The sequence below is a fragment of the Methylophaga marina genome, assembly GCF_030296755.1.
Lineage (GTDB): Bacteria > Pseudomonadota > Gammaproteobacteria > Nitrosococcales > Methylophagaceae > Methylophaga > Methylophaga marina.
Genome location: NZ_AP027741.1, coordinates 735,074 through 747,679 on the forward strand (window position 1 = coordinate 735,074; position 12,606 = coordinate 747,679).

Below are 12,606 nucleotides of genomic sequence, written 5' to 3' on the forward strand. Positions count from 1 at the left end.
ACCCACCAATGCCAAAAATCAATGACAAAAGGCATGATTAAGCTCCTTTTTTATTGAACGCTTCTTTGGCAAGTTCTGCGATACCAGCAACTGAACCTATAACATTGCTGGCCTCAAGTGGCATCATGATGACTTTATGATTATCGGCTGACGCCATATCTTTCAGTGCTTCAACATATTTCTGTGCGACGAAGTAGTTCACAGCCTGTACGTCACCTTTCGCGATGGCTTCTGACACCATCATGGTCGCTTTGGCTTCTGCTTCAGCTAAACGTTCACGCGCCTCAGCATCACGCATGGCGGCTTCAAGACGACCTTCCGCTTCTAATACAGCAGCCTGCTTTTCACCTTCTGCTCGTAAAATTTCAGACTGACGATGGCCTTCCGCTTCCAGGATAGATGCCCGTTTTGTTCTATCCGCTTTTAACTGGCGACTCATCGCTTCTACTAAACCTTGATCCGGTTCCAGATCTTTAATTTCGATCCGGGTGACTTTCACGCCCCATGGTGTGGTTGCATCATCAACTACGTTCAGCAAGCGCGCATTAATATCATCACGTTTTGATAACAGCTCATCCAGATCCATAGACCCCATTACGGTACGGATATTGGTCATGGTGAGATTCAATATCGCATTATCCAGACCACTCACTTCATAAGCTGCTTTAGCTGCTTCAATGACCTGAAAGAACACCACGCCATCCACCCTGACAGTGGCGTTATCTTTAGTGATGATTTCCTGAGAAGGCACATCAAGAACCTGTTCCATCATATTTATTTTTGAGCCGATACGGTCAATAACAGGTACGATCAAATGTAATCCGGGTGATAAGGTTCGTGTATAACGCCCAAAACGTTCAACGGTATACTCACGTCCTTGCTGAACAGCTTTGACGCCCATCATGATGACAACCACCATAAGTACGACAATAATCAGTACAAAACTTGAAAACCCATCCATTATTTCACCCTCTTGTTTATCGACATTGATCAAACATACTGTTTAAATGATAGCAGTATTGCCACGACAGATTGTTTATCACTTGAATAATAGGTTTTATTCAGTGGACAATACATAGAAATACTTCCCGAATAGAGTCATTATGAAAATACAACGCCTGTTTATATCACTGTTTGCCTTATTCCTTCTTACAGGCCTAAGCACTAATGCAGCAGCTCAACAATGGTATAAAGCAGAACTCGTTGTTTTCGAAAGATATAGTGGTGCCAATGCCGAACACTGGCCAGAAATGCGCAGCATCAACAGTGGCAGCTTAAGCCCAGGTTCAAATAACAACCGAATAAAACCGGCCGGCACAGGCTTATTATCTGGCGTCGCATCCCGTCTGAACAATGCGTCTAATTATCGCGTGCTCTATCATCAGGCTTGGCAGCAGCCGATTTTGAGCAAAGGCAGCGCAAGAAGTGTTCAAATTAACTCGAGTAATGGTCTGGTAGAAGGCCAAATCAAACTTTACCGGGTTAACTATCTTCATGCTGATATTGATATCTGGTTTAAAGAAAACGGTAACGTACCTGTAAGTAACTCAGACTCGAATAGTGAGTCAGTTACCTATCCCAATAACCCTCGCCTTAGCCAAATTCGACGCATCCGTAGTAAAAGTCTCATTTACTTTGATCACCCACGTGTAGCAGCCATTTTAGAAATTGTCCCTGTAGCGACGCCTGCTTCAGCGGTTTCTAAAACGCCGGAAACCTATTCGCTACCAGAAAATTAATCGCTATATTCGCTCGATAACATGAGCGATAATCGATTTTACATCATCAATACCATTAGCCAGAGTTTGCTGAATTTCAGTCATCGTCAGCACGTTCTCAGTTTTACCAGCCGCCCAGTTTGCAACAATAGCGAGAGTTGCATAGCGTAGCTCGGCTTCTCTGGCCAGACAGGCTTCTGGCATCCCCGTCATCCCGACCAGGTCACAACCATCTCTTTCCAAACGACGAATTTCTGCCGCCGTTTCTAATCTTGGGCCCTGAACGGCGGCATAAGTCGCACCATCATTTACTGACAGACCGGCATCAGTCGCAGCGCTTAATAAGGTCTGGCGTAGTTCAGCATCATAGGGCCAGGTAAAATCAATATGATTATCAGCACGGAAGCGTTCACTAAAAAAGCTTTGTTCACGACTGTGGGTGTAATCAATAATCTGATCCGGCACCGATAGCACGCCTGGCGCATACTTATCAGTAATCCCCCTACGGCAGCGACAGCCAAAATATCGGTGACACCGATGACTTTCAATGCATGAATATTAGCTCGATAATTAATGCGATGCGGTGGAATACTATGCCTATCGCCATGTCGCGGTAAAAAAGCGACTTTTTTACCATTTAAGGTGCCCATTTTTATCGCTGCTGAGGGTTCTCCATAGGGCGTTTCAACTTGTTTTTGTTCCGTTATTTCCAGCCCTGGGTATTGCGCCAGACCGCTTCCACCAATAATGCCTAATAAACGCATTTACGACTCCTTCAGAGCATATACAGCAGGTAGGTTACGCCAGAAACCACCCATATCCATACCAAAGCCAAAAACATAACGATTGGGTACGGTTAAGCCCATGTATTCGGGAACAGTGCCGACTTTATTAGTATGATCTTTATCAAACAGGCAGACACATTTAACGGAGGCTGCCCCCTCACTGAGGCAATATTCTCTTAATGCCGTCAGGGTGACGCCCTCATCAAAAATATCTTCAATCAACAACACATGGCGCCCCTGCAAAGCTGTGACCGGCTTCGCCTGCCAGCTAATCTCTCCGCCCACTGTTTTATCACCATATCGTGTGGCGTGAATATAATCCTGCTCTAATTTGAAGTTCAGCCGAGGTAATAAATGACCCGCTGTGATAACCGATCCATTCATCACACACAGCATCAGCGGCAGCTTACTGGCATAATCCCGATGTAATTGCTCTGCCAGATTATCCAGTGCGGTATTAATTTGATTCATATCAAAAAGCTTATCCGATTTGGATAGCAGTTCCTCATACTCTGTCATTGCTTACTCTCTATTGTGGTTCAGGCCGTATAATGACCCATTTGCGCTCAGGATTATTTATGCGCCGTTTATGGCCCTTACTCGTATTCATACTGATTTTTGGTATTGTCTGGCTATTGGCAGATAATGCAAAGAAGCCTGTAGCGACAACAAATAACTATGAGCGGATCATCACCTTATCGCCAAGCTTGACGGAAACCGTGTTTGCATTAGGATTAGGAAATCGCGTTGTCGCGGTCACTGATTATTGCGACTATCCTCCACAAGCTCAAGCATTACCCAGTGTCGGAAGTTATACCAATACCAGTATCGAAGCCATTACCCGTCAGCAACCCGACCTTGTCATTATGTTAAACGGTCAACAACAAACACAACAACATTTAGCAGACTTAGGTATACAAACCTTAGTACTGGATAACACGTCGATTGCTGATATTAAAGAGACCATTTCAACCATCGCTGATCTCACTGGCAAACAAAGTGAAGCCATTCAATTGCTCAATAACATCCAGGATCAAATTGATTCTGTACGCCATAAAGTCCATAACGTTGACCCTGTCAGAACTTTGGTGGGGATTGCTCACTATGTGAATAGCGATCAAATCGACACAGTTTATATTGCAGGACAACATGACTTTTATAATGAATTGCTGGAGCTTGCCGGCGGCGTCAATGTCTACACGGACACCGCCGTTAAAGTCCCTTCAGTATCAGCAGAAGGCATTATTCGCATGAACCCAGATGCCATTATTGACGTTTTTCCAGAACAAAAAGATCATCAATCTGACATGAAACAGGTCATCAAGCAGTGGCAAACCCTGCACAGTGTCAACGCAGTCAAACAGCAGCGGATTTATATCATCGAACATGATTATGCAAGTATCCCTGGCCCGCGTATCTTTAAGCTCTTACCTGAGATGGCGCGGTTACTTCATCCTGACCTCGACTGGCAGCACAATGATTGAAGTCAATAAGCTCTCTGTACAGATTCAGGAGAAAACCCTGCTCAGCGGGATTGATTTTCATGTCCATACGGGAAGTTACTGGGTGGTCGTGGGCCCAAATGGATCTGGTAAAAGCACCTTACTGAAAACACTCATGGGTATTCTGCCCATTCACTCAGGCAACGTTTGCTTAAACCAGCGTGACATCAACGAATATGCACAGCGGCAGCGGGCACAATTGATAAGCTATGTACCGCAAAATAGTGGTCGGGCTTTACCTTTCAGCGTTGAAGAATTTTTGAAAATGTCACGCTATAGCTATCACTCTCCATTATCAGAATGGACCAGCCAGGATCAACAGGCGATCGAAGAAGCACTGACGATTACCGAAACCCAATCATTTCGCACACGTTTCATGAAAACACTCAGCGGTGGAGAATGCCAGCGAGTGATGATAGCTGCCGCTTTAAGTCAACAAACACCCTTAATCTTGTTGGATGAACCCACCAGCTATCTCGATCCTCACCATCAGGTAGAAATCCATCAGCTGGTTAATCAACTCAACAAAAATCATCAAATGACCGTGATTGAAGTCAGCCATGATATCAACCACGCAGCTCACCCTGGTAAACAGGTATTAGCTCTGCGTGAAGGTCAGGTGTTGTGGCAAGGTAACGGTCCGGACTTACTTGATAAGCAACGACTCAAACAACTCTACCAACAGGACTTCACCTTTGTTGTGCATCCGACAAATCAGCGCTTAGTGGCTTTGGCAGACACTCCATGACGTCATCACATAAACTGATATTGATTACGTTGTTCAGCCTTGTCATCGCACTATCAGCGCCTTGGGTAGGACTTAGCGATATTGCTGATGACATCCTTAAACAACAGATTCTATTGGATATCAGAGTGCCACGAGTACTCTTCGCCTTTGTCGCTGGTGCTGGCTTATCGCTCTGTGGCATGGTATTTCAGGCTATGTTTCATAATCCACTGGCTACGCCTTTCACATTAGGTGTCGCCAGTGGTGCTTCTTTCGGAGCCGCATGCACCGTTTTTTTAGGCATTAACGTTAGCTTATTCGGTTTTGACATCATTACGATAGGGGCTTTTATCGGTGCCTTAGTGGCGATTACTTTTGTCTTTTTCATCAGCCAGCTACAACGCGGATTTTCCAGTGAAACCTTGCTGCTTACGGGGGTAGCCACCAGCTTCTTTTTTCCAGCCTGATTTTATTTATTCAGTATCTGAGTGATATGACAGACTCTTTTATGATCATGCGCTGGCTCATGGGAGGATTAACTTCAGCCAGCTATCAATCACTCTTGCAGCTCATTCCCGTTGTCACCGTCAGTACGGCTATCATTTTATGGCTGAGTCGTGAACTGAACCTGTTAATGGCAGGGGATGATATTGCTCTTAGTCGTGGGGTATCGGTTAGGCAGGTACGTTATCTGTTATTTTTCTCCACCTCTTTATGTGTGGGTGGCATTGTTGCCTTATCTGGCCCCATTGGCTTTATTGGCATGATGGTGCCACATATCTGCAGACTGATAATCGGTACCGATCATCGCTGGCTAACACCTGCCACGATCATGTTCGGTGGTGGCTTTTTAATTCTGTGCGATGGAATTGCCAGACTGCTGATTGCCCCTGCAGAAATTCCTGTGGGTATTATCACGACGTTACTTGGCGGCCCTTTTTTTCTGTGGTTGTTAATTAAACGTCGACAAGCTTAATTCAGGATCTGCTACTCTCTGCCAATATTTCAGAGGATAACGCTGATGCAGACATCAAGACGACAGTTTCTACAATGGGGGCTGACTTCAACACTGCTATTGACTACACCTTTGGCACTAGCAGAAAACCTAAAACAGCCGCCTAGGCATATTGCTTTTGATAATCTGCATACCGGTGAAAAGATGAAAGTGACCTATTGGGAAGCTGGTTTTTATAAAACGGATGCATTGAAACAGATCAATCATATACTGCGCGATCACCGAACAGATGAACAAATGCCCATCGACCGACATCTGATTGATCTTCTTAATCTGTTACATACCGAGCTTGGCAGTAAAAGTCCTTTTCAAATCATATCCGGCTATCGTTCCAGTCAGACTAATTCCATGCTTAGAAAAACGTCTGATGGTGTGGCCAAAAAGAGTCTGCATATGGTGGGGAAAGCCATTGATGTGCGATTAGCTGATATCGAATTGTCACGTCTTCGTGAAGCAGCACTGACATTAAACGCCGGTGGTGTGGGCTATTATCCTAAGTCGAATTTTGTCCATTTAGACACTGGTCGACCACGACAGTGGCAAGGTTAATCTAACTCGTTCAGTAATCGCTCTGCCAGTTCTCTGACACGTTGCATTTGCTTCTGGTAATTACGTGAGAAACGGTCATGCTCTTTTTTCATTTCTTCGTGTCTTAGCTGCATTTTTCGATGCATTTTTTGATGTCTTTCTAATTCGATATGGCTCGGACAGGTACTTAAACAATGTTCATCAAGGCCACATTCGTAACGAACAATTTCCGCGTTATGCTCATCAATGCGTTTTTTGTGTTTCTCGATGCTCGATGAGTGTTCTGGTAAGGATTTTTCCAACAGATAGATGAGCGCCACCATACGCTGTGTTGAGTGCTGCCAGTGTTCAATTTCTTCCTGCCAGCGCTGATCATCTTCCTGCCACTTTTGGTTATAGTGTTTAAGCTGTTCTCTCTGTTCCATTGCGTTCATACCAACACCCTTGCATCATGCAGCTGCTTATTGAAATTATCTGACAAAAATATTAACGCTGAAATTCATCAGCCAGCACGGTAAATTTGCCTTATTTTTTATGAATCACTCATAGCAGGACAGCGACGTTAAATAAACGTAAAATAACGAGATTTATTTCAGTTTCAGGAAACACCATGTCCCATATTGTCGTTTGTGCGTTATATAAATTTGTCACGCTAGACAATTACACCGAGTTAAAAGCGCCGTTACTTGATTTCATGCTCGAACACGAGGTTCGCGGCACATTATTGCTGGCACAAGAAGGCATTAATGGCACGGTTGCAGGCTCCAGAGAAGCCATTGATGCTTTGCTTAATTATTTGCAACAGGATCCAAGATTGGATCCGATAAGTTATAAAGAATCCTTCACTGATACCGCGCCGTTTATGCGCACCCGGGTCAAACTCAAAAAAGAAATCGTCACCATGGGCGTAGAAGGCATTGATCCAAAACAAGTCGTTGGCACGTATGTCAAACCCAAACAGTGGAACGAACTGATCTCCGCCTCCGATGTATTGTTAATCGATACCCGCAATGATTATGAAGTCCAGGTTGGCACCTTCAAAAATGCAGTGAATCCACAAACCGATAGTTTCAGAGAGTTTCCTGACTACGTAAAATCCCACTTGGATCCTGAAAAACACAAACGGGTTGCGATGTTCTGCACAGGCGGTATTCGTTGCGAGAAATCCACTGCCTTCCTCAAAGAACAAGGATTTGACGAGGTATACCATCTGGAAGGTGGCATTCTGAAATACTTGGAAGAAGTCCCTGCTGAAGAATCCATGTGGCAAGGTGAATGTTTTGTATTTGATGACCGAGTCACAGTCAATCACAATCTGGAAAAAGGCGACTATGATCAATGTCATGCCTGCCGACTACCCATTACAGAAGAAGAAAAACAAAGCCCGTTGTATCAAAAAGGCGTCAGCTGTCCGCATTGTTATGACAAAACCACTCCTGAACAAAAAGCGCGCTACGCTGAGCGTGAAAAGCAAATTCAATTAGCTAGACAACGTGGTGAAGCGCATATCGGTGTCGAAACTCAGGAAGCCGTTGAAAAACATCGCGCTGAGAAAAAACGCCGCCGCGAATTAGACCGTCAGGCATCTAAAACCAAGGCTTGATATGCGTCTAGTCCATCTTCTTTGCCTTAGTTTTTGTTTATGCGTTACCCCGGTCTGGGCAAACGAAAATGATGTTGCCGTCGCCAGCGCTCATCCCTTAGCCACGCAAGCCGGTATCGAGATACTGGAACAAGGAGGCAATGCGTTTGATGCAGCGGTGGCAGTCACCGCGGCCTTAGCTGTCGTCGAGCCTGCGGGATCAGGTCTGGGCGGTGGCGGTTTCTGGTTACTACATCAGGCAGAAACCAACAAAGATATTATGGTGGATGGACGTGAAATGGCGCCCGGTAAAGCCAGTGCTGATATGTATCTCAATCAGCAAGGTGAGTTTGAACAATCCCACTCCCTCAATGGTCCACTTGCTGCTGGCATTCCCGGAGTGCCCGCTGGTATCGTCTATCTCAGTGAGCACTACGGTAAATTGCCTCTTAAACAAAGTCTGGCACCCGCTATTCGTTATGCGCTAGAAGGTTTTGCAGTGGGTCAGCACTACACCGATATGGCGCGTTTTCGACTGTCGGTATTAAACCAGTACACCGCCAGCCGTCGGCAGTTTCTTGATAGTGGACAAGTCCCCAGTGTAGGCACCGTCATTAAACAGCCTGACTTAGCGCATACGCTGAATAGCATTGTCCAACAAGGTAAAGCAGGTTTTTATCAGGGCAATATTGCCCAGCGTTTAGTTGAAGCTGTTCAGCAACAGGGTGGCATCTGGACTTTAGATGATTTACAACGGTATGAAGTCAAACTCAGACAACCGATAAAAGGGCTTTATCGAGGCTACACCATCACCTCTGCAGCCCTTCCCTCATCAGGCGGTATTGTGATGGTCAATGCATTAAATCAGCTCTCTGCTTTTGACTTGGCTGACGCTAAGACCACACAGAAAAGGCATCTGGTCATCGAAGCTATGCGCCGGGCTTATCGTGATCGCAGTCGTTTTCTGGGTGATGCTGATTTTGTAGCTATTCCTGACTACTTAACTTCGGTCGACTATGGCAAACAACTTAGCGACACGATTGATCCGGTTCATGCGACGCCGAGTCCGGCCCTGACAGACCAATCCATTGAAGGCGAAGATACCACGCACTTTTCCATACTCGACAGTCAGGGTAATCGGGTGGCTGCTACGTTAAGTGTTAACTATCCATTCGGTTCTGGGTTTGTTGCAGAAGGAACTGGCGTATTACTTAACGACGAAATGGATGACTTTTCTTCCCCATCTGGTGCCGCCAATGTTTATGGTCTTGTTGGTGAAAAAGCCAATGCTATTGCCCCCTACAAGCGACCACTGTCGAGCATGACACCGACCTTTGTCGAAAATAATGATCGTTTACTTATTACCGGCACACCCGGTGGCAGCCGCATTATCAGTATGGTGTTACTTAGTGTACTTGATTTTATCGAAGGCAAAAGTGCAGAAGTTATCGTGGCTGCACCTCGCTACCATCATCAATATCTACCTGATGAAGTGCAGGTAGAAAACGTGGGTTTTAACGAACAGGAACTGGATGCACTAAAGCAAAGAGGTCATCACATCACCCAACTATCACGTCAATACGGTGATATGCACGTCATCATCCAAGATAAAATCAACAGCACACTCAATGCCGCCAGCGATCCGCGTGGTGAAGGTCAGGCGACGGTCACCACACTGGAAAAATGATCACAGCCGCATTTTTTGCGGCATGATGCCTCTTCTTGCTTGCGCTAGGGCGCTGGTTTCTAAAATAATCAAACCCACTATCGTCAGTGAGATCGGAATCAGACAAAACCAGCCAACCACCGCCAGTTGAATCATTCGCATATTGGCATCTTCCTGTCCTTGTAACACACCCCATGCGATAAGAAAGAGTACAAGTGAGACGGCATAAGACACAATAAGAAAACGACTACGACGCCAGGCACATTGCCAATGTGCTAATACCAGTTCCGTTTTATTTGCCGGCCTGTGTGCTTGAATCCAGATCGATAAAATCATCATCAGTGAGCAGGCAATTGGCACACTGAAAATTAGCCACAGATTTTCCGTTGCAAAAAGTATGGCTGGCAAAAGAAAATGAAAAATAGCGATATTGAACATCATCCTTTCATGCGGCTGACTGGCGAGATGTGCTGTGTTATCCGTTTCAGACATAAAGACTCCCCTATTGATTATTACGCACCTTTGCGTGCATCAGATAAAGCGGTCATTTCCAACATAAAGATGAGCAAAACCATCAGTAAAATCGGTACGGCCGCAATTCGGCTGAAGACTACGAGCATAATGGTCGCCATATTATGATCAGGCTGCATAGCTGAAATAGACCATGCCACCAGCATAATCACAACAGACACGCCATAGCTGATTAGCAACCACTTGGCATGACGCCATGCTAAATTCCAATGTTGCTGAATGACTACACTAGCATACTGAACAAACTTGGCTTTCCAGGCAATCCATCCTATGCTGACCAGAGCACCCACAAGCGCAAAACTCAGAATCCAGGCAATGTGTCCGGAACTGAATGCAGCCACAGGAAGCAATAAATGAAACAAGGCGAGATTAATCATCATACGTTCATGCGGCAGGCTGGCTTCTTTTATATCATTGTTCATCATTTAATCCATTAACATTTGCTAATATAGCTTTATGATGAACCTGATAGACAGTCATTGCCACCTTGATTTTGATGCATTTGATGAAGACAGAGAAAAAATTATTTCTGAATGTGCTTCATCCGGCATTCAACAGATCATCGTACCCGGCGTTACTGTATCCCAGTGGCCAAAACTCATTAAAACCTGTGACCATTATCCGGCGCTTAGGTTGGCTTTGGGCTTACACCCGATGTTTATGGCGGAACATAAGCCTGATCATATTGATCAGTTACGCACAGCATTAACAAAGAACAAAGCGATCGCTGTTGGTGAAATTGGTCTCGACTTTTTCGTCGCTGATGCTGACAAAGAAGCACAGACCGAGCTGTTTAAAAAACAGCTAAAGCTCGCCGCTGATTTCAACCTACCTGTTATTCTGCATGTTCGCAAAGCGCATGATGAAGTGCTTAAACTGCTGAGAGAAATCAAGGTTCCGGGCGGCATTGTGCATGCGTTTAATGGTAGTCTGCAGCAGGCAGAACATTATCAAAAACTGGGATTTTTATTTGGTGTTGGCGGTGCCCTAACCTACCCTAGAGCAAACAAATTGAAAACGTTATTTAGCCAATTACCAGAAGAGTATATTGTGCTGGAAACGGATGCGCCCGATATGCCTCTCGCGGGTTATCAAGGTGAGCGAAATACGCCTGAACGCATTCCTATCATTCTCAGCACACTGGCTGAGCTACGTTCGGTTTCAGAAGCATCGCTGGCAGCAGCCACCACGGCCAACTGCCAGAGAGTGTTTCATCTGGTTTAATCGTGATGACCGATTTCACCTTCCGTGAATAAATAGTCTTTCAACTCATCATTAAATTTAGGATCACGACGACGAATCCATTCCAGTGTCATAGCAGCATGCTCTTTTTCTTCGTCACGATTATGTTCCAGAATTTTTTCAACTCAGGGTCATGACAGGCATCTACCCGCTGGTTATACCAATCAACGGCTTCTAGCTCTTCCATTAATGAAACTATCGCGCGATGCATATCGCGAGTTTCAGTTGATAATTCTTCGATGGGTTCGTGATAGCCTTCACTTGCCATATAAATCTCCTCTCTCTTAAAAGTGGTTGTATACGATGTTCTTGTGAACGATGCTAAAACTAGCATGTAGGGCGATAAGTTGGCACTATCAGAGGTTAAAAAACACCATAAATAATTCTCAGGACCATCATGGCAAATAAAGATATTTCGCTGATTCTAGACACTGTTAACGACATTATTATTGGAAAACAACAACCTATAAAATTAGCACTTGCCTGTCTGTTAGCCAGAGGTCATTTGCTGATTGAAGATCTGCCGGGTGTAGGCAAAACCACGTTAGCTCATACGCTTGCGGCTACCATGGGGCTGAGTTTTCAACGCATTCAATTCACCAGTGATATGTTGCCCGCCGATATTATTGGTATCAGCATTTATGATAGGGAGTCCTCTAAGTTTCATTTCCACCACGGCCCTATTTTTACTCAGTTTATTCTGGCTGATGAAGTCAATCGCGCCTCGCCCCGAACCCAAAGTGCGCTGCTTGAAGCCATGGAAGAGCATCAAGTTACCGTAGATAACGACACCTTAAATCTACCTGAACCATTTTTTGTGATTGCCACGCAAAACCCCAGTCATCAGATTGGCACTTTCCCTTTACCGGAATCGCAGCTAGATCGCTTCCTGATGCGCATAGAACTGGGCTACCCCGATGCCAACGCGGAGCGACAATTACTCAAGGGAATAGATAGGCGTCAACTGTTAAAGCAACTTCAGGCAGTCATCACAGCCAACGTACTACTAACACTACAACAGCAAGCCAGCGAACTTATCGTGTCGGATGCGCTGATTGATTACCTGCAAAAAATTCTGCAACACACACGTGAATCCGGCCATTATCATCACGGTCTGTCTCCCAGAGCGGGTTTAGGTTTACTTAACGCGGCAAAAGCCTGGGCATTTATTGAAGGCCGCGATCATGTCTTACCGGAAGATATACAAGCCGTTTTGCCTAGTGTGGTGAATCATCGTCTGCAATTGGTGGATGAGACGCAACAGCCAGACTGGATTGATAGTTTAATTCAACAAGTTCCTATCCCCTGAT

13 protein-coding genes and 3 pseudogenes are annotated in these 12,606 nt (G+C 45.2%); 9 read left to right on the top strand and 7 right to left on the bottom strand.

Going from position 1 to position 12,606, the window contains the following annotated elements; translation table 11 throughout:
• Positions 1-37: 37 nt before the first annotated feature.
• Positions 38-961, bottom strand: a complete 924-nt coding sequence (locus QUE24_RS03660) for an SPFH domain-containing protein (protein WP_286305301.1) — start codon at positions 959-961, stop codon at positions 38-40.
• A 142-nt stretch (positions 962-1,103) separates the two neighbouring features.
• Here QUE24_RS03660 and QUE24_RS03665 point away from each other — a divergent pair, with 142 nt between their 5' ends.
• Positions 1,104-1,739, top strand: coding sequence for a CsiV family protein (locus QUE24_RS03665; protein WP_286305302.1), 636 nt, complete (start codon positions 1,104-1,106; stop codon positions 1,737-1,739).
• Between the two features lie 3 nt (positions 1,740-1,742).
• Here QUE24_RS03665 and QUE24_RS03670 read toward each other — a convergent pair.
• Positions 1,743-2,482: pseudogene (locus tag QUE24_RS03670) on the bottom strand (S-methyl-5'-thioinosine phosphorylase).
• Positions 2,483-3,022: a hypoxanthine-guanine phosphoribosyltransferase gene (locus QUE24_RS03675; protein ID WP_286305303.1), complete on the bottom strand. Its 540-nt coding sequence runs from the start codon at positions 3,020-3,022 to the stop codon at positions 2,483-2,485.
• A gap of 59 nt (positions 3,023-3,081) precedes the next feature.
• Here QUE24_RS03675 and QUE24_RS03680 point away from each other — a divergent pair, with 59 nt between their 5' ends.
• The 4 genes and pseudogenes from QUE24_RS03680 to mepK all read left to right on the top strand — a co-directional run bounded on the left by QUE24_RS03680 (position 3,082) and on the right by mepK (position 6,296).
• Complete coding sequence (locus QUE24_RS03680; protein WP_286305304.1) at positions 3,082-3,987, top strand: ABC transporter substrate-binding protein; 906 nt, start codon at positions 3,082-3,084, stop codon at positions 3,985-3,987.
• Positions 3,980-4,753, top strand: coding sequence for an ABC transporter ATP-binding protein (locus QUE24_RS03685; RefSeq protein ID WP_286305305.1), 774 nt, complete (start codon positions 3,980-3,982; stop codon positions 4,751-4,753). The genes QUE24_RS03680 and QUE24_RS03685 overlap by 8 nt, the downstream gene beginning before the upstream one ends.
• A pseudogene (locus QUE24_RS03690) lies at positions 4,750-5,708 on the top strand (FecCD family ABC transporter permease). Before QUE24_RS03685 ends, QUE24_RS03690 begins: the two are co-directional and overlap by 4 nt.
• Positions 5,709-5,753: 45 nt before the next feature.
• Positions 5,754-6,296, top strand: coding sequence for a peptidoglycan L,D-endopeptidase MepK (gene mepK / locus QUE24_RS03695; RefSeq protein WP_286305306.1), 543 nt, complete (start codon positions 5,754-5,756; stop codon positions 6,294-6,296).
• Here mepK and QUE24_RS03700 read toward each other — a convergent pair.
• Entirely contained in the window at positions 6,293-6,709 is a 417-nt protein-coding gene (locus QUE24_RS03700; protein WP_286305307.1) for a hypothetical protein, read from the bottom strand. The two genes, mepK and QUE24_RS03700, sit on opposite strands and share 4 nt — an antisense overlap.
• Positions 6,710-6,885: 176 nt before the next feature.
• Between QUE24_RS03700 and trhO the strand changes: the two genes are divergently transcribed.
• Positions 6,886-7,878 carry an oxygen-dependent tRNA uridine(34) hydroxylase TrhO gene (gene trhO, locus QUE24_RS03705; RefSeq protein WP_286305308.1) on the top strand — a complete coding sequence of 331 codons (993 nt, stop codon included), beginning with the start codon at positions 6,886-6,888 and terminating at the stop codon, positions 7,876-7,878.
• 1 nt (position 7,879) lies between these two features.
• The gene (gene ggt, locus QUE24_RS03710; RefSeq protein ID WP_286305309.1) at positions 7,880-9,544 is read left to right on the top strand and encodes a gamma-glutamyltransferase; all 1,665 of its coding nucleotides are present in this window, start codon (positions 7,880-7,882) and stop codon (positions 9,542-9,544) included.
• Here the strand turns inward: ggt and QUE24_RS03715 are convergent, their stop codons facing one another.
• Positions 9,545-10,015 (bottom strand): hypothetical protein, encoded by a 471-nt coding sequence (locus QUE24_RS03715; protein ID WP_286305310.1) that lies wholly within the window; start codon positions 10,013-10,015, stop codon positions 9,545-9,547.
• Positions 10,016-10,035: 20 nt separating this feature from the next.
• Positions 10,036-10,479 (bottom strand): hypothetical protein, encoded by a 444-nt coding sequence (locus QUE24_RS03720; protein ID WP_286305311.1) that lies wholly within the window; start codon positions 10,477-10,479, stop codon positions 10,036-10,038.
• 31 nt (positions 10,480-10,510) lie between these two features.
• On the opposite strand from QUE24_RS03720, the gene QUE24_RS03725 reads away from it, so the two are divergent.
• Positions 10,511-11,278, top strand: a complete 768-nt coding sequence (locus tag QUE24_RS03725) for a TatD family hydrolase (protein WP_286305312.1) — start codon at positions 10,511-10,513, stop codon at positions 11,276-11,278.
• On the opposite strand, the pseudogene QUE24_RS03730 reads toward QUE24_RS03725, so the two are convergent.
• Positions 11,275-11,564: pseudogene (locus QUE24_RS03730) on the bottom strand (encapsulin-associated ferritin-like protein). The gene QUE24_RS03725 and the pseudogene QUE24_RS03730 overlap by 4 nt on opposite strands.
• 129 nt (positions 11,565-11,693) lie before the next feature.
• Here QUE24_RS03730 and QUE24_RS03735 point away from each other — a divergent pair.
• Complete coding sequence (locus tag QUE24_RS03735; protein WP_286305313.1) at positions 11,694-12,605, top strand: AAA family ATPase; 912 nt, start codon at positions 11,694-11,696, stop codon at positions 12,603-12,605.
• Position 12,606: the final 1 nt, after the last annotated feature.